The sequence below is a fragment of the Isoptericola sp. b515 genome (assembly GCF_030588125.1).
Taxonomy (GTDB): domain Bacteria; phylum Actinomycetota; class Actinomycetes; order Actinomycetales; family Cellulomonadaceae; genus Isoptericola; species Isoptericola sediminis.
Map to the genome: position 1 here is coordinate 550,719 of NZ_JAUQYR010000001.1, position 21,722 is coordinate 572,440.

A 21,722-nucleotide genomic window follows, 5' to 3' on the forward strand; every position below is an offset into this window, starting at 1 on the left:
AGTAGCGCAGGGCGTCCCGGCGTAGGGTCGGGCCATGGACGCCCTGCACGAGCAGACCGCCCTGGAGCTCCGCGACCGGCTGCGCGCCGGTGAGCTGACCCCGGGTGAGGTGACCGACCACTTCCTGGCCCGGATCGCGGCACGCAACGACGAGCTGGGCGCGTTCGCCCGCGTCACCCCCGAGAGGGCTCGGGAGCGCGCGACGCAGCTGGGTCCGCCGTCGGGGCCCCTGTGGGGGATGCCGACCGCCGACAAGGACCTGTGGAACCGGGCCGGAGTGCCGACCGGCTTCGGCACGCGCGCCATGGAGGGCTTCGTGCCCGAGGAGTCCGACGACGTCGTCCTGGACCTCGACGCCGCCGGGATCGTCAGCCTGGGCAAGACCGCGACGCCCGAGCTGGGGTTCCCCGCCTACACCGAGCCGCTGGCGGGGCCCGTGGCACGCAACCCGTGGGACCTCGCGCGCGGCGCCGGCGGCTCCAGCGGCGGGGCGGCGGTCGCGGTGGCCGCGGGCCTGCTGCCCTTCGCCCCGGGGTCCGACGGCGGGGGGTCCGTCCGGATCCCGGCCGCCGCCTGCGGCGTCGTGGGTCTCAAACCCTCGCGCGGCCTGCTGCCCGCGGGGTCCGGGATCGAGGCCCTCGGCGGCCTCGTGGTCAACGGACCGATCGCCCGGACGACGGCGGACACGGCGCTGCTGCTCGAGGGGATGCTGCGCCGGACCCCGGACGGCCACGTCGACCACCGGTTCACGCTGCGCACCCCGGCGGCGCACGCGGGGTCATACCTCGCGGCCGCGCTGCGCGGCGAGGTCCCCGGGCGGGACGACGACGGCGACCGGTTCCGGGTGGGGGTCACCACCTGGAACGCCTGGGACGACTACTACGACGTCACCGTGGCGCCGGAGGCACGGGCGGCCCTCGACGCGGGCGTCCGGGCGCTGGCGGGTCTCGGGCACGGCGTCGAGGAGCACACCTGGGACCCGGTCCCGGAGTACGGCGACGCCTTCCGCAGCCTGTGGATGGGCGGCGCGTCGGCGGTACCGATCGACGACGACGCGGTGCTGGACCAGCTCGAGCCGCTGACGGCATGGCTGATCCGCCGCGGCCGGCAGGTGCCGGCCCGCGAGCTCGCCGAGGCCCTGGCGACGCTGACCGGGTTCGAGCGGACCCTCATCGCCGGGATGGGCGACCTGGACGCCGTCGTCACTCCCGCACTGGCGATGACGCCGCGGCCGATCGGCTGGTTCGACGCCGCCGACCCGGACCACAACTTCGCCCAGCAGTGCCAGTACACGCCGTTCACGTCGTGGCTCAACGTGGCCGGGCTGCCCGCGATCACCGTGCCGACGCACTGGACGGCGGACGGGCTGCCCATGGGGGTGCAGATCATCGGCCGTCCCGGCGGCGAGGTCACGCTGCTGGCGCTCGCCGCCCAGCTCGAGGACGTGCTGCGCTGGCCGGAGAGGCACCCGCCCGTCTGGTGAGGCCGGTCAGTCGGGGACGCAGGCGAACGCCTCGTCACCGCCGGGGCCGGCCGTGGCCAGCAGGCCGTCCAGCCCGGACCCCTCGGGCACCGGACGCGGGTCGTCCACGACGACCCACAACCCGTCGACGACGGCGTAGTCGGCCCGCGGCCCGTCGGCGACGAGCGCAGCCACGGCGGCCACGAGCCGCTCGACCTCCTCGCCGGCCGTGCCGGCGCCGACGGACGCGCGGACGGCCCCGGCGCGGTACCCGAGCCGGGTGAGCAACGGGTGCGCGCAGAAGCGACCGTCCCGCACGCCGATGCCGTGCTCCGCGGACAGGTAGGCGGCGACCTGGCCGGGCTCGTAGCCGGACACCGTGAACGTGACGACGCCGACCGTGTCGGGGGCGTCGGGCCACAGACGGACGACCTCGACGCCGTCGATCGCCTCCAGCCCGTCGACCAGCCGGGCCCGCAGCGCGTCCTCGTGCTCGCGCAGGGCCACGGTGTCGACGGCGGCGAGCGTCTCGCAGGCGGCGGCGAGCGCCACCGCGCCGAGCACGTTGGGCGAGCCGGCCTCGTGGCGGGCCGGGCCGTCGTGCCAGTCGGTCCCGTCCACGCGCACGCTGCGCACCGCGCCGCCGCCGGCGAGGTAGGGCGTGCCGGCGTCCAGCCAGTCGCGGCGGCCGACCAGGGCGCCGGCACCGAACGGCGCGTAGGCCTTGTGGCCGGAGAAGGCGACGTAGTCGACCCCGGTCTGCGCCAGCGAGAAGCGGCGGTGCGGCACGAGCTGGGCGCCGTCCAGCACCACCCGGGCGCCGGCGCCGTGCGCGGCGGCGACGACGTCGGCGACCGGCAGCGTCTCGCCGGTGACGTTGGAGGCCCCGGTGACGGCCAGCAGGGCGTAACCGCGCCCCGCGGCCGCCCCGGCGGCGAGCTCGGCACGGACCGCCTCGAGCGTGGCGGCGACCGTGCCGCGACCGGTGAGGACCGTGGCGTCGGTCGCGCGCTGCCACGGCAGGAGGTTCGCGTGGTGCTCGACGTCGAGGACGAGCACGCGGCCCGGCGTGCCGTCCGCGGCGGGGACGCATCCGGCGAGCAGGTTGAGCGCGTCGGTGGTGTTGCGCACCAGCAGGGTGAGGTCGTCCGGGCGGGCACCGACGAACTCGCCGATGGTGGCGCGGGCGGACTCGTACAGCGTGGTGGAGACCTGCGAGAGGTAGCCGGCGCCCCGGTGCACCGAGGCGTACAGCGGCAGGGCCGCTGTGACGCGGTCGCCGACGGCCTGCAGCGCGGGCGCCGAGGCGGCGACGTCGAGGTTGGCGTACGGCACGCGCCGTCCGTCGACCAGCGGGGCGGGGGTGTCGTGCCCGAGGACGGGCAGCACCGGCGTCAGCGCGTCGACCCGGTCGACACTCGGACAGGCGGGGCTCTCGGCGATCGTGGTCATGGCGTCCTCCTCGGTGTCCCGGGGAGCCGTCTCCCCGCGCTTGCCCGACGCCGGTCGGCGCCGTGCCTGGTCGTCACCCGGGGCACCCCGCCGCGAGGGGAGGGTTGCCGGCCAGCGAGCCGGGGCTTGGCGCTGGCGCTCTTGACCTGGTGCCAGGTTCACGGATCCGCGCCGGGGTGTCAACAGATGGTCAGATGGTCTCGCGATGTGGTCGTCTCGCGGTCGAGCAAGCCCGGGGCGCGGCACGGCGTCCACCAAGCGAGACCGACGTCCCGCTTCATGGACGCCGTCGCGTACGATCGTGGAGACCATCCCGAGCGGCCGAGTGACGTGGCACGTCGACGCCGCAGCAACCCCGCGGGACCGTGCCGTCGTCGTCGACCGCGACGAGCGAGCACGGGACCGGGCGCGGGTGCTACCGCCACGACCGATGGGAGGAGTGCCGTGACCGCACCGATCGAACCCCGACCCGCGCAGGGCTACGCCGGCGACCTGACCCCGCAGCAGGCATGGGACCTGCTCGCCGCCGAACCCGGCGCCGTCCTGGTCGACGTCCGCACCGAAGGCGAGTGGCGCACGATCGGGGTGCCCGACGTCGCCTCGCTGGACAAGACGGCCGTCTTCACGCAGTGGGTCACCGGCGACGGCCGACCCAACCCGGGATTCCTCGCCGAGCTCGAGGCCGCCGGCGTGCCCACCGACCAGCCCGTGGTGTTCCTGTGCCGCTCCGGGCAGCGCTCCATCGGCGCCGCTCGCCTGGCGACGTCGGCGGGCTACGGCCCCGCCTACAACGTGCTCGAGGGTTTCGAGGGGCCGGTGGGCCCGTTCGGCGCCCGCGACCAGGCCGGGTGGAAGGTCCGCGAGCTGCCGCACACCGCCTACGCCGAGCCGACCCGGTGACCCGCACCGAGATCCCCACCGGCCCCGGCCCGAACCCCGAGCCGTACGGCGGCGCCGGCCACGCGCCCCTGCCCCCGACCGCACGTCCCGCCACCCTCGCCGTCCGCGGGGGCCACCGCCGCTCGGACTTCTCCGAGACGTCGGAGGCGATGTTCCTCACCCAGGGCTACACCTACGACTCCGCCGCCGACGCCGAGGCAGCGTTCGCCGGCGACCACTCCCGGTTCGTGTACTCCCGGTACGGCAACCCGACGGTGCGCACCTTCGAGGAACGCCTGCGCCTCATCGAGGGGGCCGAGGCCTGCTACTCCACCGCCACCGGGATGTCCGCGGTGTTCACCACGCTGGCCGCCCTGGTGCGCAGCGGGTCGCGGATCGTCTCGGCCCGGGCCCTGTTCGGCTCCACGAACGTCATCTACGACGAGATCCTCGCCAAGTGGGACGTGCAGGTCGACCTGGTCGACGGGCACGTGACGTCGCAGTGGGAGGAGGCCCTGGCCACCACCGCCGACGTCGTCTTCTTCGAGACACCGTCGAACCCCATGCAGGAGCTCGTCGACGTGCGGCGCGTGTGCGAGCTCGCCCACGCCGCGGGTGCCGTCGTCGTGGTCGACAACGTGTTCGCCACCCCGGTCCTGCAGCGGCCGCTCGAGCTGGGCGCCGACATCGTCGTGTACTCGGCGACCAAGCACGTCGACGGCCAGGGCCGGGTGCTCGGCGGGGCGATCCTCGGCCCCCGGGAGTTCCTGTCCGGACCGGTCGAGACGTTCCTGCGGCACACGGGGCCGTCGCTCAGCCCGTTCAACGCCTGGGTGCTGCTCAAGGGGCTGGAGACCCTCGACGTGCGGGTGCGCGCGCAGAACGCGAGCGCGCTGCAGCTCGCCGAGTACCTCGAGTCCGCCGACGGCGTCACCGGCGTGCGCTACCCGTTCCTGGCCTCCCACCCGCAGCACGAGCTGGCGAAGGCCCAGCAGACCGGGGGCGGCACCGTGGTCACGTTCGACCTCGCGGTGCCCGACGACGCCACCCCGGAGCAGGCGAAGCAGCGGACGTTCCGTTTCCTGGACGCGCTGCAGATCGTCGACATCTCGAACAACCTCGGGGACGCCAAGTCCTTGGTCACGCACCCCGCCACGACGACGCACCGGCGGCTCGGCGCCGAGGGCCGCGCGGCCGTCGGCATCCACGAGACCACGGTGCGGCTGTCCGTCGGGCTCGAGGACCCGCTGGACATCGTCGAGGACGTCGCCCAGGCGCTGCGGGCCTGACCCCCCGTTCCGCCGAGCATGCCGTCGCGGCCCGTCCCGGCACCGGGACGGGCCGCGAAGACCTGTTCGCCGTCGCGAGAGCATGGTCGCGGCGGAAGCAGGGCCGGATATGCCAGCTGCGACGCCTGCGACGAGGCCGTGGAGGCCAGCGCCGAGGACCTCGAACGGCTGGTGCTCGGCGTCGCCGCCGGGACTCTGCGCGAGTGGGTGCGCCGGAGCCGGCCGGGCGCCCGCACCGGCGGCCGCCGGCAGCCCTGGCCCCGTCGGGACGGCGTCGGCGCGCCATAGGCACCGCGGGACGTCATCCCGGTCGCCCGGATCCTGACGTCTCCACCGGGTGGTCGAGGCGGTGGCCGCCGGACGCGGACGGCGGCCGACGTCACTCCGTCTCGCCCCGGACCATCTCCTCCTCGGCGTCCGGGCGGGTGCTCGCGAACGCGTCGGCCGCACGGCGCAGGGCGACCGCGACCGAGCCCACCACGAGCCCCTCGCCGGGGTCGCTGGAGCGCTCGACCACACCCTGGCGGAAGTCGCGGACCTGCTCGCGCAGCGCGTCGACGAGCTCGTCGCGGTCCTCTCCCCAGGCGTCGGCGCGGAGCACCCCGGCGAGTGAGCGCAGCACTCCGACGAGCGGTTCGCACAGGTCCTCGGGCAGGCGCACCGGTTCGGCGGTGTCCACCAGCAGCGTCACGACGACGTCGACGGACGCCGCGACCGTCTCCAGCTCCTGGGCCCGGGCGTCCTGCCCCTCGGTCCACCGCCGATACCGGCGGACCCGAGGGTGGCGCCCGGCCTTCGCGGCATCACGGCTCTCCCGCACCGACGCCCGGGTCTCCTCGAGCACCGGCTGGATCGCGACGCGCCGGCGTTCCCAGTCCTCGGCGTCCACGTCGCTGGACTCCTCCAGCGACTCCGCCAGGTCCTCGACCTGCCCGGCGAGCAGCGCGCTCAACCCGTCCAGCGCGTTCTCGGTGGGGGTCAGCGGCAAGGGCGGCAGCAGCAGGTTCAGCCCGATCCCCACCAGGGCGCCGAGAGCCACCAGTCCCGCGAACGAACCCACGAACGACAGCGCGTCGGCGTTGCCGAGGATGAGTACGAACAGGGCGGAGTTCGCCACCCAGCTCCCCTGGTCGCCGAAGAACTTCCACCCGGCGCACAGCAGCGCGACGCCGATGACCAGCGCGATCGAGAACGGGCCGACCGGGAGGAACTCTTGGGCCAAGCGGGCGATCCCGGCACCGAGCAGGACGGCGACGGTGACGCGATAGGAGTCCTTGACGGACCGCACCAGCGTGCTCGTCGTCGCGATGATGGCACCGAGCGGCGCGTAGTAGGGGAAGTCCCCCAGCGGGTGCGGCACGTAGATCCCCACGACCCACGCCACCCCGGCCGCGAGCGCGCCGCGCGCCGCGATGGACCAGCGTGGATGGCGCAGCCATGCCCAGTACATCGCCTGGGCGACCCCGGCGACCCGCTTCTCGACCATCGGACCCCTCTCGTCCCGAGCGATCCTCGCCACAGAACGTCAGGAGCGCATCCGCTCGCCGGAATACGCAGGTCGGGGCGGTGGGTTGTCCCGGGCGATGAACGACGTCCCCGCCCCCTCCCTCTCGGTCCTCGACCTCGTCCCCGTGCGCACCGGGCAGTCGAGCGCGCAGGCGCTCGAGTCCTCGATGACGCTGGTCCGCCGGGCCGACGCGCTGGGCCTGACCCGCTACTGGTTCGCCGAGCACCACAACATGCCCGCCGTCGCGGCCTCCACACCGCCGGTGATGATCGCTGCCGCGGCCGCACGCACCGAACGCATCCGCGTCGGGTCCGGCGGTGTGATGCTGCCGAACCACGCCCCGCTCGTCGTCGCCGAGCAGTTCGCCGCGCTCGAGGCGCTCGCCCCCGGCCGCATCGACCTCGGGATCGGGCGTGCCCCGGGCAGCGACCCCGTCGTGACCGCCCTGCTGCGATCCTCCGGGCCGACGTCGGACGTCGACCGGTTCCCGGAGCACCTGCGCAACATCCTGGCCCTCATGGCGCCCGACGGCGCCCGGTTGCGGCTCACGGACGGCCAGACCTACGACGTCAACGCCACGCCCGCCGCGACGACGACGCCCACGCTGTGGCTGCTCGGCTCCTCGGACTACTCGGCGCGTCTGGCCGCGGAGCTCGGGCTGCCGTACGTGTTCGCGAACCACTTCTCCGGTGCCGGGATCGACCAGGTGCTCGCGCTCTACCGCGACGGGTACCGCCCCAGCGAGACCCAGCCGCGGCCGCGGACCTTCCTCACCCTGAACGCCGTCGTCGCCCCGACGGCCGAGGAGGCCCGCGAGCGCGCGCTGCCGCAGCTCCGGGCGATGGCCCGGCTGCGCACCGGTCGGCCGATGGGCACCGCCGAGACGGTCGAGGAGGCGCTGACCGCCCCGCTGGACGGCCTCGGCGAGCAGATGGTCGAGGACATGAGGTCGCGCTGGCTCGTCGGCACGCCGGACGAGGCCCGGGCCGAGGTCGCCCGCCTGGCGGCGCGGCACGGGGTCGACGAGGTGATGATCGTCCCGGTGGCCGGCAGCTACGCCTCCGAACCGCTGGACGCGACCCCCGGCCGGGTGCAGACGCTGGAGCTGCTCGCCGGCTGACGTGCGAGGATCACCGCGACGACCGAAGGAGCAAGGACCGTGCCCGACCTGCGCCCCCTCACCCCGTCGGTCGGCGTGCTGCGCGCCGACAACCCCGGCCCGATGACGCTCGACGGGACCCGGTCGGTCGTGCTGCGCGCCCCCGGTGCGCCTTCGTGCGTCGTGGTGGACCCGGGGCCGGACGACGCCGCGCACCTCGACGCCCTCGCGGCCACCGGACCCGTGGACCTCGTGCTGATCACGCACCGCCACGCCGACCACACGGCCGGCTCGGCCGGGCTGCGGACGCGGACGGGAGCCCCGGTGCGGGCCGCCGACCGGCGGCACTGCCACGGCGGCGAGCCGCTCGCCGACGGCGAGGTCGTCGAGGCCGCCGGGCTGCGCATCGACGTGCTCGCCACCCCGGGGCACACGGCGGACTCGGTGTCCTTCACGGTCACGGCACCGGGCGAGGACCCGGTGGTGCTCACCGGCGACACCGTCCTGGGGCGCGGCACGACCGTCATCGCCGAGCCCGACGGCTCGTTGCAGGACTACCTCTCCTCCCTCGACCTGCTGGAGCGGGTCGGGGAGGGCCGGCTCGGGGTCCCCGCGCACGGGCCGGAGATCGCCGACCTCGGTGACGCCGTCCGCGCCTACCGGGCGCACCGCCTCGAGCGCCTCGACCAGGTGCGCGCGGCCCTGGCCGCCCTGGGCCCCGACGCCGGGGTGGACGACGTCGGGGCCCACGTCTACGCCGACGTCGACCCGTCGGTGCTGCGGGCCGCCCGGCAGTCGGTGGCGGCCCAGCTCGCCTACCTGCGGCACGGGAGCTGACGGCTCGTCGGGGCGCGCGGGCCCCGACGACGGCATGATGGCGGCATGACCGTCCGTCTCGGCATCGCCCACGTCCCCACGCACGCCCCGGAGACGCTGCGCACCGTGGCCACCGCGGCCGAGGACGCGGGGCTGGACGACCTGTGGGTGTGGGAGGACTGCTTCAAGCAGAGCGGCCTGGCCTCGGCGTCCGCGGCCCTGGCGTGGACCGACCGGATCCGGGTCGGGATCGGCCTCCTGCCGGTCCCGCTGCGCAGCACCGCGATCACCGCGATGGAGATCGCCACGCTGGCACGGACGTTCCCGGGCCGGTTCGTCCCCGCCGTCGGGCACGGGGTGCAGTCCTGGATGGCGCAGTCCGGGGTGCGCGTCGACTCACCCCTGACGCTGCTGCGCGAGCACGTCACGACCCTGCGCGCGCTGCTGGACGGCGAGGAGGTCACGACGTCGGGCCGCTACGTGCACCTGGACGCCGTCCGCCTGGAGTGGCCGCCGACGACGCCGGTGCCCCTGTGGACGGGCGGGGTCGGCCCGCGCACGCTGGCGCTGACCGGCGAGCTGGCCGACGGCCTGACCCTGGCCAACGCGTTGACCCCGGACGACGTGCGCGACGCCGTCGCCACGGCGCGGGAGGGCGCGTCCGCCGTCGGGCGTGAGCTCCCGGACGTGCACGCGACCCTCGTCGTCGCGACCGGGGCGCGGGCTCGGGAACGACTGGCGGCGGAGCTGCCGAGGTGGGGAGCCGACCCGCAGCGCGGGATCGGGGCGGCCGGGGGCGCCGACGAGATCGCCGCGGGCGTCCGGGCGCTGGCCGACGCCGGTGCGACGGCTGTCGCGATCCAGCCGACCGCGGACGAGCCCGACCTCGCCGAGCTGGCGGCGTTCCTCGGGCGGGAGGTCAGGCCGCGGCTCGCCGACTGAGCGGGCCGTTCGGTGGGCGCGTGGCGACGCCGACCCCGGTCAGAGGTGCTTGCCGAAGCTGCGCTGGTCGTCGTAGCCGGCGTACTTGCCGTACGACTCGATCGGCTCGTACCCGAGCGCGGTGTACAGGCCGATGGCCTCCGGCTGCGCGGTGCCGGTCTCGAGCACGAACCGCCGGAACCCGGCCTGCCGGGCGACGCGCTCCAGCTCGGCCATCAGCAGGCGGGCCAGCCCGCGCCCCCGGTGCTCGGGCAGGACGAACACGCGCTTCAGCTCACCGGTCGCCGCGGGGTGCACGGTGCCCCGGCCCCGGCCGTCGTCGGTGGCGGACACGTCGCGCACGCTCCCGCACGCGGCCGGGACCCCGTCGACGCGGACGAGGAAGGTGGCGACGACCGTCCCCGGGTCGATGACCTCGTGGGCGTCGTCGTCCCCTCCGTAGCGGCGGCCGAGCTCGGCCACGGCCTCGGCGCGCAGCGCCACGGCGTCGGCGTCCTCCCACGGGACCCGGACGACCTCGACGGCGCCGCCACCCGGTCCGGTGCCTGCGGGCCGCTGCAGGTCGACACTCATGGCGCCACCCTTTCTCGCCGTCGAGGCGGACGGGCCGTCGGGATCACGCGTGGACGAGCGAGGCCAGGACCGAGGTGAAGAAGCCCAGGCCGTCGGTGCCGGAGCGCGGCCCGTCCGGACCGTCGGGGCCGAACCCCGCCTCGACCGCGTGCTCCGGGTGCGGCATGAGCCCCACGACGTTCCCCGCGGCGTTGGTGATGCCCGCGATGTCACGGCGGGAGCCGTTCGGGTTCCAGCCGACGTAGCGGAAGGCGACGCGGCCCTCCCCCTCGAGCTCGTCGAGGGTGCGCTCGTCGGCGACGAACTGGCCGTCCTGGTTCTTCAGCGGGATCGTGATGTGCTGCCCCGCCTCGTACCGGTGGGTCCACGCGGTGTCCGCGTTCTCCACGGCGAGCACCTGCTCGCGGCAGACGAAGTGCAGGTGCTCGTTCTTGATCATCGAGCCGGGCAGCAGGTGGGCCTCGGTGAGGATCTGGAAGCCGTTGCAGATGCCCAGCACCGGCATGCCGCCCTTCGCGGCGTCCACGAGCGCGTCCATGGCCGGGGCGAAGCGGCTGATCGCGCCCGCCCGCAGGTAGTCCCCGTAGGAGAACCCCCCGGGCAGGACGACGGCGTCGACCCCCTGCAGGTCGCCGTCGGCGTGGAACAGCGAGACCGGCTCGCCGCCGGCGAGGCGCACGGCGCGGGCCGCGTCGCGGTCGTCCAGGGTGCCGGGGAACGTGATGACGCCGATGCGTGCCTCGTCAAGCGTCGTGTCGACGGTGCCCGCGCTCATCAGGCCGACACCTCGGCCGCCTCGGCGGAGGCGTCCGCGACCCGGACGACGTCCTCGATGACCGGGTTCGACAGCAGCGTCTCGGCTGCTTCGCGCGCGGCGGCGAGCACCTCAGGCGTGACGTCGCCCTCGACCTCGAGCTCGAACCGCTTGCCCTGTCGGGCACCGGTGAACTGGGTGAAGCCGAGGCGCGGCAGCGCCCCGACGACGGCCTTGCCCTGGGGGTCCAGGATCTCGGGCTTGGGCATGACCTCGACGACGACGCGTCCCACGGCGGGCTCCTCAGGCGCTCGGCTGGGCCGCCGCTCCGGGATCCCGGCACGCAGCACGGCGGCAGGTGACGGGCGGGAGCACGGCGGCAGGATTCCGGGCGTCAGTCTACCCGTCGAGCGGAGCCGCGGGCCCCGGCCGGCCACGGACCCCGGACCATCGTCCGGTCGGGTGCAGACAGGGGTGGTCGTCCCCCGCTACCGTCCAGGTCATCCACAGCCAAAAGGGAGAAACCGTGACCAACCCGCCGCAGGACCCGTACGCACCCCCGACCACCACCGCAGCGGACGCGTCCGCGCCGCCGACCGAGAGCGAGCCGTCCACGCCGGACGCACCGACGACCGTGCTGCCGGACACCGCCGACGTGCCCGCTCAGCCGTACGGGGTACCGCCGACCCGCCCCGGGACGGACGGGCTGGCGATCGCCGCGCTGGTGACCGGGATCCTGCAGATGACGATCATCCCGCTCGGCCTCGGCATCGCCGCGCTGGTCCGCATCAGGAAGTCCGGCAGGTCCGGCAAGGGGTTCGCGATCGCCGGCATCGTTCTCGGCGCGCTGTCCACCGTCGCGTGGGCCGCGATCATCCTGCTGTTCTCCGCCCTCTTCACGAACGACGACTTCCAGGAGGCCTTCGTGGAGGGCTTCGAGGAGGGCTACGAGGAGTCGACCGGCACGGACCTCGGGCTCGAGGACTCCGCCGGCACGGACCCGGGACTCGCCGAGGCGTCGAGCACGGAGATCACCGTCGGCGACTGCTTCGAGGACCCCCCGCTCGAGGCCGTCGACTGCACGTCCCCGCACCACTCCGAGGTGTTCGGCGTCCAGGAGCTGGCCGGCGAGGAGTTCCCCGGTGAGCAGCAGGTGATCAAGGAGACCGAGGAGTTCTGCCTGAGCGCCTTCACCGAGTACGTCGGCACCGACTACATCGACTCCAGCCTCGACTTCTTCTACTACTACCCGACCGAGGAGATGTGGACGTCCGGGGACCGCGAGGTCTTCTGCGAGGCCGTGACGATGGACGGCAGCCCGCTCGAGGGGACGGTCGCCGGCTCCGGGATCTGAGCTCCTGGCGCCTCCTCGTCGAACCGGCCGAATTCACCCGGCGCTGTGCGTCACCTGACGCAGAAGGCGTCGGCCCTCCGGGAGAACGGTGGATCCGGACGATCTCCGCCGACGGCGGACGCCCTCCGGCCCGTCTCCCGCGGGCCGGTCGGACTCGACGAGGAGGCACCGACCCATGTCAGACAACAGCACGACGCCGACCGCGACGCGTCGGAGGTCACGGCGGCGGCTAGCCCTGTTCAGCGCTCTCGGGCTCGCCGTCCCGCTCCTGCTCGCGCAGGCCGTCCCCGCCCTCGCCGCCCATGACCTCGCATCCCTGCCCGGCAGCGACTTCGAGATCGACGTCGACGCCAACCTCACGGTCGACGACGGCGGGGACTGGATGGACTGGGAGAGCGTCGACGCCGCCGTCGGCACCGACGCGGAGACCGGCAAGAACGACGACTCGTTCGCCGGGGGGTCCAAGGAGGACGACGTCTGTCCGGGCACCACCACGGGCAGCATCCCGAACAACAAGAGCGACCTGCTGAACTTCGGGGTCTACGAGGAGGAGGGCGACCCCGGATTCCTGCACCTGTTCTGGACCCGCGTCCAGGAACCGAACGGCACCACCCTGATGGACTTCGAGCTCAACCAGTCCGGCACGGACTGTGGCAACGGGGTCAACAAGGAACGGACCGAGGGTGACCTGCTGCTCGAGTACGCCATCGACCAGGGCGGCGCGAGGGCCGAGATCACCGCCCGCCTCTGGGACGCAACCGCGAACGAGTGGGGCCCGGCCGACGTCCTCCCGGAGAACATCGCGACGGGAACCATCAACGACAGCGCGATCGCTGACGGTGACGCCATGGTCGGGGACGGCACCGATCTGGGTTCGCTGAGCCCGCGGACGTTCGGTGAGGCGAGCATCGACCTCGACTACCTGTTCGACTCCGGAGAGTGCCTGTCCTTCGGCAGCGCGTTCCTCAAGTCGCGGTCCTCGGACTCGTTCACGTCACAGCTCAAGGACTACATCGAGCCCGTCGACGTGAACATCTCCAACTGCGGGAAGCTCACCGTCGAGAAGGTCACCGACCCCAGCGGGGTGTCCGAGACCTTCGACTTCACCACCACGGGCGGTCTCACCCCGAGCACCTTCACACTGGGTGACGGGGAGTCCCAGGGCTACACCGACGTGTTCGCGGGCACCTACACGGTGACCGAGGCCGCGGACGCACCCGGACAGCTCGATCTCATCGAGTGCGACAGCGGCGACTGGAGCGTGGCCGACCGGACGGTGACCGTCAACCTGGAGGCGGACGACGACATCACCTGTACGTTCTACAACAGCCTGTTCGGTTCGATCCTCGTGGAGAAGGTCGACGACAACGGTGATCCGCTCGCCGGGGCGGAGTTCACCGCCACGCCGGGCGACATCGTGCTCACCGAGGAGAGCACCGGGGTGTTCTGCGCCGACGTGCCGTACGGCGACTACACGGTCACGGAGACCGTGGTGCCGGACGACTACGTGGGTCAGGACCCGCAGGACGTCACGGTCGACTCGTCCGAGACGTGCGCCGACCGCATCGCCGCCGGCGACGACCCGGACCTGACGTTCACCAACGAGCAGCTCCACCGCGTCGTGGTGCTGGTCTGCCACCAGGCGGACGACGAGCTCGTCGTCGGCACCGTGGCTCTCGGCGAGGGTGAGTCGCAGGACACGGTCGCACCGAGCGACATCACGCCGCTCACGGACGTCGACCCCGACGCGGAGGAGAAGCTGTGCAACCTGCCCGGGTTCTCCGACCTCGAACACGGGGAGGTGGGCCTGACCGTCAACATCCCTGGCCACACGGCCGAGTAGTCCCCTGAGCACGGCGGGCGCACGCACCAAGCGTGCGCCCGCCGTGCCGTGCCCCGGGTACGTCGTCGGCCCGGCAAGCACGCCGCACCGCCCGGGCCTACGCTGGCACGAGGGGGACCTTGCTGCGGCAGGGCCGACACGATGGCAACCGCGCGCACAGAGCCGGCGTTCGATCCGGCGTCGTTCATCGGGCTGATCGACGAGCCCGATCGCTCCCACCTGCTGGCGGCCGGGCACCGCACGAAGGTCCCCACCCGGACCACGCTCACCACCCAGGGCACCACGCCGTCGTCGCTCGGCGTGCTCCTCTCGGGCACCGCCGAGGCGGTGCGGGTCGACCCGGGCGGCCACGAGACCCGCGTGCTGTCCTACGGCCCCGGCGACGCGGTCTGCCTCCCCGAGGTCTGCGCGGCCGTCCCGGCGCTGTCGAGCGTACGCACGTCCGCGCCGGCCGAGGTGCTCGCCGTCCCCGCGCGGGCCTTCCGGCAGCTCGTCACGACACCCGCGGTCTCGGAGGCCGCGGTCTCGACCCTGGCCGCCCTCGCCTACACGCTGGAGGAGCACCGGCTGCACGGGTCCTACGGCAACGTCCGGTCCCTCGTGTGCCACTGGGTGCTCCAGCTGGCGGCACGGTCCGGCGTGCCGCAGCCCGACGGCTCGGTCGTCGTCCGGTGCACGCAGGCCGAGCTGGCGTCCTGGGCGGGGATCTCCCGCGAGGCGCTGGTCCGTCACCTGCGCGTGATGCGCCTGGACGGGCTGGTCGCCACGAGCCGCGGGTACCTGACGATCCACGACCCGGAGGGGTTGCGCGCGGCGGCCGACGACGGCGGACCGTCGACGGCGTCGCCGAACGGTGTCAGTCGAGGCGAGAACCCGTGAGCCGTTCGTACGCCTCGAGGTAGCGGTCGCGGGTCCGGCGCACGACGTCCGCCGGCAGCGCGGGCGGCGGGGCGTCCCCGGCACGGTCCCACCCGGAGGCCGGCGACGTGAGCCAGTCGCGGACGAACTGCTTGTCGAAGCTCGCCTGGGCCCGGCCCGGTGCCCAGTCGTCGGCCGGCCAGAACCGCGAGGAGTCCGGGGTCAGCACCTCGTCACCGAGCACGATCGGCCCGGTCGGGTGATCGGACCCGTCGGGCACCCGGCCGAACTCGAGCTTGGTGTCCGCGAGGACGACGCCCCGGTCCCGGGCGATCGCCTCGGCACGGGCGTAGACGGCGAGGGTCAGCTCGCGCAGCCGGGCGGCGTCGTCCGCCCCGATCCGCCGCGCCACCTCGGCGAAGCTGACGTTCTCGTCGTGCTCGCCCACCTCGGCCTTGGTCGCCGGGGTGAAGATCGGTTCCGGCAGGCGCGAGCCGTCGACGAGCCCGGCGGGCAGCGGGATACCGGTGACCTCGCCGGTGCTGCGGTACTCGGCGAGCCCGGAGCCGGTGAGGTAGCCGCGCGCCACGCACTCGACGGGGAACATGTCCAGGCGGCGACAGACCATCGCCCGGCCCGCGACGACGTCGGGGACGAGACCGTCACCCGGCTCGGCGCTGGCCTCGACCGAGACGACGTGGTTGTCGACGAGGTCGGCGAGCTGGTCGAACCACCACAGGCTGAGCTGGGTGAGGACCACACCCTTGTCGGGGATCCCCGGCGTGAGCACGTGGTCGTAGGCCGACACCCGGTCCGAGGCCACGACGAGCACGACGTCGCCCAGCGGGTGGACGCCGCCGAGCGCCGGCAGGTCCGGCAGGTACAGGTCGCGGACCTTGCCGGAGTAGGCGTGCCGCCACCCGGGCAGGTCGAGAGGGCCGCCGGCGAAGGCCTCGGGCGTCTCGGTCGTCACGGCACCTGCACCTCGCCCCGCTCGGCGGCCAGCGCGATGTCCGTGCGGTGGTGGGAGTCCGCGAGGTGGATCTCGGCGACGCCGGCGTAGGCCGCGGCCCGGGCCGCGGCGAGGTCGGCGCCCCGGCCGACCACGGACAGCACCCGGCCGCCGGCGGAGACGAGCGTGCCGTCCTCGGCCGTCGCGGTGCCGGCGTGCAGGACGTGCACACCCGGCAGGGCCTCGGCCGCCTCGATGCCGGTGATCGCATCGCCTCGTCGCGGGGACTCCGGGTAGCCGGTCGCCGCGACGACGACGTTGACCACGGCCTCGGGCGACCAGTGCAGCGGTGCGTGCTGCTCGAGCTCTCCGCGGGCCGCGGCCAGCAGCACGGACGACAACGGGGTCGTCAGGCGGGTCAGGACCGCCTGGATCTCCGGGTCACCGAACCGGGCGTTGAACTCCACCACCCGGGCGCCGCGGGAGGTCAGCGCGAGGCCGACGTAGAGCACGCCGACGAACGGGGTGCCGCGGTGCGCCATCTCGTCGATCGTCGGCTGCGCGATCCGGTCGACGACCTCGGCGACGAGGCCGGACGGCGCCCAGTCCAGCGGGGTGTAGGCACCCATGCCTCCCGTGTTCGGCCCCTCGCCGCCGTCGAACACCCGCTTGAAGTCCTGGGCGGGGACCATCGGGACGACCGAGGCGCCGTCGCACAGGCAGAAGAGCGAGACCTCGGGGCCGTCCAGGTACTCCTCGACGACGACCCGCCCCCCGGGTCGGGCACCGAGGGCCGCCTCCGCGTGCGCCAGCGCCTCCTCGCGGTCGGAGGTGACCACGACCCCCTTGCCGGCCGCCAGGCCGTCGTCCTTGACCACGTGCGGGGCGCCGAACGCGTCCAGGGCGGCGGCGACCTCGTCGCGGGTGGTGCACACGTGGGCCATCGCGGTGGGCACGTTCGCCGCCGCCATGACCTCCTTCGCGAACGACTTCGACCCCTCGAGCCGGGCCGCCTCGGCGGAGGGCCCGAAGACCGGGACACCCGCGTCCCGGACCGCGTCCGCCACCCCGGCGACCAGCGGCGCCTCGGGGCCCACGACGACGAGGTCGGCACCGAGGTCGGTGGCCAGCGCGGCGACCGCGCCGCCGTCGACGGCGTCGACGGGGTGCAGGGTGGCCTCGCGGGCCATCCCCGGGTTCCCGGGGGCCGCGTGCAGCTCGTGCGGCTCGCCCCCGAGGGCGTCTTCCGCGGCGAGGGCATGGAGGATGGCGTGCTCGCGAGCACCGTTCCCGACGACGAGGATCTTCACGGGATCTCAGTGTAGGTGGACGGGCCGGACCCCAGGGGGCCGTCCACGGGACGGCCGGTCCGCGCGCGAGCGACCGGAGAGGTGCCTAGCGTGGTCTGAGGTCGCCGACGCCCTCCACGCCGCCCCCAGGGCGCGCTGCCGACGATCGGACGGTCAGCCCGAGCTCTCCGCCACGCCACCCCTGGATTCCTCGCGTCGAGGGCACGACGGACCCGAGTCAGGAGCGGTCATGACCATCACGGATCTGCAGGGTGTCGCCGGCACGGTGGTGCTGCCGGACGACCCGGCGTACGAGGACGCACGCCACGTCTACAACTTCATGGTGGACAAGCACCCGGAGGCCGTCGTCCGGTGTGCGAACGCCGACGACGTCGCCGCCGTGGTGAACTACGCCCGCACGTCGGGCAAGCCCATCGCGGTGCGCGGCGGGGGGCACAGCGTCCCCGGGTTCGGGACGGCCGACGACGCCGTGGTCGCCGACCTGTCCGCGATCAACCACGTCGAGGTCGATCCCGAGCGTCGCATCGCCCGAGTGGGCGGCGGAGCCACCTGGGGCATGTTCAACGAGGCGGCCGGTGCGCACGGGCTCGCCACGACGGGCGGGATCATCTCCACCACCGGCGTGGGCGGACTGACCCTCGGCGGCGGCATCGGCTACCTGACCCGCGCCCACGCCCTGAGCTGCGACAACGTGAACAGCGTGCAGATCGTGCTGGCTGACGGACGCCAGGTCACGGCCAGCCCGACCCAGGAGCCGGACCTGTGCTGGGCGCTCCGCGGCGGCGGGGGCAACTTCGGCGTGGTGACCGAGTTCGAGTTCGAGCTGCACCCGGTCGGCGACATCTACGGCGGCCCCCTGTTCTTCGAGCTCTCGGACGCCGAGGCCGTCCTGCGGTGGTACCGCGAGTTCGAGGCGGACGCACCCCGCGCCTGGGGCGGGTTCCCGGCCTGGCAGATCGCTCCCCCGCTGCCCTTCGTTCCGGAGGACCGGGTGGGCGAGCCGTTCCTCGCGCTCGTCTCCTGCTTCAACGGCCCCGAGGCGGAGGGCGCGAGGCTGCTGGAGGGGGTGCGGGACGTGGCGACGCCGGTGGCCGAGCACGTGGGCGTCATGCCGTACCCGGCGCTCAACAGCGCCTTCGACGGCCTGGTCCCGCGGGGCCTGCAGCACTACTGGAAGGCGGCGTTCGTGACGGAGCTGACCGACGAGGCCATCGCCGCCCACCTCGAGCACGGCCCGAAGGTGCCCGTCGTGAACTCGACGATGCACCTCTACCCGATCGACGGCGCCGCTCACGACGTGCCCAAGAAGTCGACCGCGTGGGGTCACCGCGACGCCCGCTTCGCCTGCGTCATCGCGGGGATGTGGCCCGACCCGGCCGACAACGAGCGGTGCATCGCCTGGGTCAAGGACTACTACGCGGCGATCGCCCCGCACTCCCAGCAGGGCGGCTACACGAACTTCGCCTCCCCCGACGACGCCGACAAGGTGCGGGAGAACTTCGGCGGCAGCTTCGACAAGCTGCGCCGGGTGAAGCAGGAGTACGACCCGGAGAACCTGTTCCGGATCAACCAGAACATCCCCCCGGCGGGGTGAGCCTCGCCGGACCCGAGCGGCCCGGTCAGGACGGCACGGTCGCGTCCTGACCGGACGCCGCGAGGGAGTCGGCCACGAACCCGGTCCGCACCAGGTCGGCGACCGCGTCCCGCAGCCAGGACACGGCGTCCGGGGACCGGTCGCGCCCGGTGGCCACGGCCTGTCGGATCTCGGTGAACCGCGGCTCCAGCACCCGCACGTCGCCGCGATCCTCGGCCCAGCGGGTCACGGGCTGGCGGATCCCGGCGGCGACGTCGAGACCCTCCGCCTCGAACACGGCCGTCCCCTCCGCGCCCCGGACGAGCTGGGCGTGCCGCAGCGTCCGCGTCAGGGACAGGTCGTAGGCCGACCCCTCCTTGACCCCGATCCGCACCCCGGGGGCGTCGACGTCGGCGGCAGACCTGAGCGGCGAGGACGCGGGGACGGCGAAGACGCCCTCGATGAGGACGTACGGGTCGGTGAACGCCACGTGCTCGGCGCGCTGCGGCTCGGCCGCGAGGAACCCGACGTCGGCCTGGCCGTCCCGGACGGCGGCGAACGCGTCCCGGGCGGCGTCGACGCAGGACAGCTCGATGAACGTGCCGAGGTGGTCGGCCAGGGCACGGGCCAGGTCGACGGTGACGCCGGTGGGCGCCGACGCCGTGCCCTGGGCGAGCACCGGGTTGCCGAGGTTGATCACGGCGCGCAGCGCCCCCGTGGGGGCGAGCACGGCGGCCTCCGCGACGCGGCTCATGCCCGCGCGTGGATCAGGTCGTGGATGGGGATGATCTCGTCACGCCGCGGCCCGACCCCGACGGCGGAGATCCGGCAGCCCGACATCTTCTCGAGCGCCCGCACGTACGCCTGGGCGTTGGTCGGCAGCTCGTCGAAGGACCGGCACTGCGAGATGTCCTCCCACCAGCCGGGCAGCTCCTCGTAGATCGGCGTCGCGTGGTGGAACGCCGACTGGTCGTCCGGCATCTCGTCGTAGCGGGTGCCGTCGACGTCGTAGGCCACGCAGACCGGGATCTTCTCGATGCCGGTCAGCACGTCGAGCTTGGTCACGACGAGGTCGGTGAGTCCGTTGACGCGTGCCGCGTACCGGGCGATGACCGCGTCGTACCAGCCGCAGCGCCGGGCACGTCCCGTGGTCACGCCGTACTCCCCGCCGGTCTTGAGCAGGTACTCGCCGTTCGCGTCGAACAGCTCGGTGGGGAACGGCCCCTCCCCCACACGGGTGGTGTACGCCTTGATGACGCCGATGATCGAGTCGATCCGGGTCGGCCCGACGCCGGACCCCGTGACCGCGCCGCCGGCGGTCGCGTTCGACGACGTCACGAACGGATAGGTGCCGTGGTCGACGTCGAGCATGGTCGCCTGGCCGCCCTCGAAGAGGACGTTGTGACCGGCGTCCAGGGCCTGGTTCAGCGCGAGCCCGGTGTCGGCGACCATCGGCCGCAGCCGTTCGGCGTGCCCGAGCAGCTCCTCGACGACCTCGTCGACGTCGACGGCGCGACGGTTGTAGACCTTCACCAGCAGGTGGTTCTTCTGGTCGAGCGCGCCCTCGACCTTCTCGCGCAGGATCTTCGGGTCGAACAGGTCGGCGACCCGGATGCCCACGCGGTTGATCTTGTCGGCGTAGGCCGGGCCGATGCCCCGCCCGGTGGTGCCGATGCGCCGCTTGCCGAGGAACCGCTCGGTGACCTTGTCCACCGTGCGGTGGTACGAGGCGATGACGTGCGCACCGGAGGACACCATCAGCTTGGAGGTGTCGACGCCGCGGGCCTCGAGCGCGTCCAGCTCCTCGAAGAGGACGTCGATGTCCACCACGACACCGTTGGCGATGACCGGGGTGACACCGGGGGACAGGATGCCCGAGGGCAGGAGGTGCAGGGCGTACTTCTCGTCGCCGATCACCACCGTGTGCCCGGCGTTGTTGCCCCCGTTGAACTTGACCACGTAGTCGACGCGGTCACCGAGGAGGTCCGTCGCCTTCCCCTTGCCCTCATCGCCCCACTGGGCGCCGACGAGCACCACGGCTGGCATGGATCAACTCTCCTCGTTCGTCGATGAGACCCGGAGGATCCCGCCGGGCCTCGCCAGAGTTTACCCGGCCATGACCTGGTGTCCCAGGCAGCGCGCCCTAGGCGGGTCGGGGACGCTGCGGCAGCTCGACCGACGCGCCACCCGTGGCCGTGTCGGACTGCTCGCAGTGGTGGTCGGTGTCGATCCGGAAGAGGTCGAGCGCGCCGCACACCTCGAGCACGAAGAGGTCGCGGTCGTCGGCGCCGCGCAGGACCGTGGCCCCGCCGCGCTTGCGGCCCGCGTCGGCGAGCGAGATGAGGAACGCCGCGCCGGTGGAGTCCATGAAGGTCACCCGGCACATGTCGATCACCAGCAGCTGGCGGCGGAGGCCGACGACGCGCGCCGCGATCTCGGGGAACTGGTCCCGTTCGGCGAGGTCGAGGTCGCCGGCGATCACGAGCGTCGTCGTCGTGGAGGACGTCGCGATCTCGATCATGTGCGCGAGCCTACCGTCGCACCCCGGAGTTCCGCGCCTCGGGACGGCGAGGGCCGCGTCCGCGTGGCAGGCCCGCGGGCCGCCCTGGGAGGATGACGCCATGAACCCTCTCACCGACAACCTGCTGTCCGGACCCGACCCGACGCTCCTGCCCGACGACCACGCGGCGGTGCGGGAGGCCCTGGAGACCGGTGAGGACCCCGCGGTCCTGGCGGCGGCGCACCCGGCGGCCAGCACGGCCTGGGCCGTCCTGGCCGAGCAGACCCTCGCGGGCGGCGACGACGTCACGCGCTCCGTGACGGCCTACGCCTACGCACGGACCGGCTACCACCGGGGCCTGGACGCCCTGCGCCGGGCGGGGTGGCGCGGCCAGGGACCGGTGCCGGTCGACCACACCCCGAACCAGGGGTTCCTGCGGGCCCTGCTGGCGCTGTCGGAGGCCGCCGCGCGGATCGGCGAGACGGACGAGGCGGAGCGCTGCGCGCAGCTCCTGACGGACTCCGGGGTCGCGGCCGCCGACGTCCGCGCGCTGCGCTGA

General features: G+C 73.9%; 22 protein-coding genes and 1 riboswitch. Of the genes, 12 read left to right on the plus strand and 10 right to left on the minus strand.

The genetic code is table 11. The annotated features are described in order from the left end of the window. Positions 1–34 precede the first annotated feature (34 nt). A complete protein-coding gene (locus Q6350_RS02585) occupies positions 35–1,483 on the plus strand; it encodes an amidase (protein ID WP_305065009.1) in 1,449 nt (482 codons plus the stop codon). A 6-nt stretch (positions 1,484–1,489) separates the two neighbouring features. On the opposite strand, the gene Q6350_RS02590 is transcribed toward Q6350_RS02585, so the two are convergent. Next, on the minus strand, positions 1,490–2,914 hold the full coding sequence (locus Q6350_RS02590) for an aminotransferase class V-fold PLP-dependent enzyme (protein ID WP_305065011.1): 1,425 nt from the start codon (positions 2,912–2,914) through the stop codon (positions 1,490–1,492). Positions 2,915–2,945: 31 nt separating this feature from the next. Next, positions 2,946–3,061: riboswitch (SAM riboswitch) on the minus strand. A 297-nt stretch (positions 3,062–3,358) separates the two neighbouring features. Between Q6350_RS02590 and Q6350_RS02595 the strand changes: the two genes are divergently transcribed. The 3 genes from Q6350_RS02595 to Q6350_RS02605 are packed head-to-tail and all read left to right on the plus strand — an operon-like array spanning position 3,359 to position 5,370. Then, positions 3,359–3,814, plus strand: coding sequence for a rhodanese-like domain-containing protein (locus Q6350_RS02595; RefSeq protein WP_305065013.1), 456 nt, complete (start codon positions 3,359–3,361; stop codon positions 3,812–3,814). Continuing rightward, positions 3,811–5,082 (plus strand): O-succinylhomoserine sulfhydrylase, encoded by a 1,272-nt coding sequence (locus tag Q6350_RS02600; protein ID WP_370375355.1) that lies wholly within the window; start codon positions 3,811–3,813, stop codon positions 5,080–5,082. The genes Q6350_RS02595 and Q6350_RS02600 overlap by 4 nt, the downstream gene beginning before the upstream one ends. A gap of 18 nt (positions 5,083–5,100) precedes the next feature. Then, positions 5,101–5,370: a DUF6226 family protein gene (locus Q6350_RS02605; RefSeq protein ID WP_305065015.1), complete on the plus strand. Its 270-nt coding sequence runs from the start codon at positions 5,101–5,103 to the stop codon at positions 5,368–5,370. A 91-nt stretch (positions 5,371–5,461) separates the two neighbouring features. On the opposite strand, the gene Q6350_RS02610 is transcribed toward Q6350_RS02605, so the two are convergent. Next, positions 5,462–6,568 carry an aromatic acid exporter family protein gene (locus Q6350_RS02610; protein ID WP_305065017.1) on the minus strand — a complete coding sequence of 369 codons (1,107 nt, stop codon included), beginning with the start codon at positions 6,566–6,568 and terminating at the stop codon, positions 5,462–5,464. Positions 6,569–6,665: 97 nt separating this feature from the next. Between Q6350_RS02610 and Q6350_RS02615 the strand changes: the two genes are divergently transcribed. Genes Q6350_RS02615 through Q6350_RS02625 form a run of 3 tightly spaced genes read left to right on the plus strand, consistent with a single transcriptional unit; the run spans position 6,666 to position 9,446 of the window. Next, positions 6,666–7,709, plus strand: coding sequence for an LLM class flavin-dependent oxidoreductase (locus tag Q6350_RS02615; protein ID WP_305065018.1), 1,044 nt, complete (start codon positions 6,666–6,668; stop codon positions 7,707–7,709). A gap of 39 nt (positions 7,710–7,748) precedes the next feature. Further along, a complete protein-coding gene (locus Q6350_RS02620; RefSeq protein WP_305065020.1) occupies positions 7,749–8,525 on the plus strand; it encodes an MBL fold metallo-hydrolase in 777 nt (258 codons plus the stop codon). A 45-nt stretch (positions 8,526–8,570) separates the two neighbouring features. Beyond that, on the plus strand, positions 8,571–9,446 hold the full coding sequence (locus Q6350_RS02625) for an LLM class flavin-dependent oxidoreductase (RefSeq protein ID WP_304602729.1): 876 nt from the start codon (positions 8,571–8,573) through the stop codon (positions 9,444–9,446). A 39-nt stretch (positions 9,447–9,485) separates the two neighbouring features. Here the strand turns inward: Q6350_RS02625 and Q6350_RS02630 are convergent, their stop codons facing one another. Genes Q6350_RS02630 through purS form a run of 3 tightly spaced genes read right to left on the minus strand, consistent with a single transcriptional unit; the run spans position 9,486 to position 11,066 of the window. Then, the gene (locus Q6350_RS02630; RefSeq protein WP_304602730.1) at positions 9,486–10,019 is read right to left on the minus strand and encodes a GNAT family N-acetyltransferase; all 534 of its coding nucleotides are present in this window, start codon (positions 10,017–10,019) and stop codon (positions 9,486–9,488) included. Positions 10,020–10,062: 43 nt separating this feature from the next. Further along, positions 10,063–10,794, minus strand: a complete 732-nt coding sequence (gene purQ / locus Q6350_RS02635; RefSeq protein WP_304602731.1) for a phosphoribosylformylglycinamidine synthase subunit PurQ — start codon at positions 10,792–10,794, stop codon at positions 10,063–10,065. After that, a complete protein-coding gene (gene purS / locus Q6350_RS02640; protein WP_171246899.1) occupies positions 10,794–11,066 on the minus strand; it encodes a phosphoribosylformylglycinamidine synthase subunit PurS in 273 nt (90 codons plus the stop codon). Before purS ends, purQ begins: the two co-directional genes overlap by 1 nt. A gap of 233 nt (positions 11,067–11,299) precedes the next feature. Here purS and Q6350_RS02645 point away from each other — a divergent pair, with 233 nt between their 5' ends. From Q6350_RS02645 to Q6350_RS02655, 3 genes are all read left to right on the plus strand, one after another. After that, on the plus strand, positions 11,300–12,127 hold the full coding sequence (locus Q6350_RS02645) for a DUF4190 domain-containing protein (RefSeq protein ID WP_304602732.1): 828 nt from the start codon (positions 11,300–11,302) through the stop codon (positions 12,125–12,127). Between the two features lie 175 nt (positions 12,128–12,302). Beyond that, entirely contained in the window at positions 12,303–13,970 is a 1,668-nt protein-coding gene (locus Q6350_RS02650) for a collagen binding domain-containing protein (protein WP_305065025.1), read from the plus strand. Between the two features lie 141 nt (positions 13,971–14,111). Beyond that, entirely contained in the window at positions 14,112–14,849 is a 738-nt protein-coding gene (locus Q6350_RS02655; protein WP_304602734.1) for a Crp/Fnr family transcriptional regulator, read from the plus strand. Here Q6350_RS02655 and Q6350_RS02660 read toward each other — a convergent pair. Further along, a complete protein-coding gene (locus tag Q6350_RS02660; protein WP_304602735.1) occupies positions 14,827–15,801 on the minus strand; it encodes a phosphoribosylaminoimidazolesuccinocarboxamide synthase in 975 nt (324 codons plus the stop codon). The genes Q6350_RS02655 and Q6350_RS02660 overlap by 23 nt on opposite strands. Then, positions 15,798–17,090, minus strand: coding sequence for a phosphoribosylamine--glycine ligase (gene purD / locus Q6350_RS02665; RefSeq protein WP_305065028.1), 1,293 nt, complete (start codon positions 17,088–17,090; stop codon positions 15,798–15,800). Before purD ends, Q6350_RS02660 begins: the two co-directional genes overlap by 4 nt. Before the next feature lie 229 nt (positions 17,091–17,319). On the opposite strand from purD, the gene Q6350_RS02670 reads away from it, so the two are divergent. Further along, positions 17,320–18,684, plus strand: a complete 1,365-nt coding sequence (locus tag Q6350_RS02670; protein WP_304602737.1) for an FAD-binding oxidoreductase — start codon at positions 17,320–17,322, stop codon at positions 18,682–18,684. Positions 18,685–18,709: 25 nt separating this feature from the next. On the opposite strand, the gene Q6350_RS02675 is transcribed toward Q6350_RS02670, so the two are convergent. From Q6350_RS02675 to Q6350_RS02685, 3 genes are all read right to left on the minus strand, one after another. Then, the gene (locus tag Q6350_RS02675) at positions 18,710–19,417 is read right to left on the minus strand and encodes a transporter substrate-binding domain-containing protein (RefSeq protein ID WP_304602738.1); all 708 of its coding nucleotides are present in this window, start codon (positions 19,415–19,417) and stop codon (positions 18,710–18,712) included. Continuing rightward, on the minus strand, positions 19,414–20,709 hold the full coding sequence (locus Q6350_RS02680; RefSeq protein WP_304602739.1) for an adenylosuccinate synthase: 1,296 nt from the start codon (positions 20,707–20,709) through the stop codon (positions 19,414–19,416). Before Q6350_RS02680 ends, Q6350_RS02675 begins: the two co-directional genes overlap by 4 nt. A 97-nt stretch (positions 20,710–20,806) precedes the next feature. Next, positions 20,807–21,184, minus strand: a complete 378-nt coding sequence (locus Q6350_RS02685) for an STAS domain-containing protein (RefSeq protein ID WP_304606630.1) — start codon at positions 21,182–21,184, stop codon at positions 20,807–20,809. A gap of 100 nt (positions 21,185–21,284) precedes the next feature. On the opposite strand from Q6350_RS02685, the gene Q6350_RS02690 reads away from it, so the two are divergent. After that, positions 21,285–21,722 (plus strand): DUF3151 domain-containing protein, encoded by a 438-nt coding sequence (locus Q6350_RS02690; protein WP_304602741.1) that lies wholly within the window; start codon positions 21,285–21,287, stop codon positions 21,720–21,722.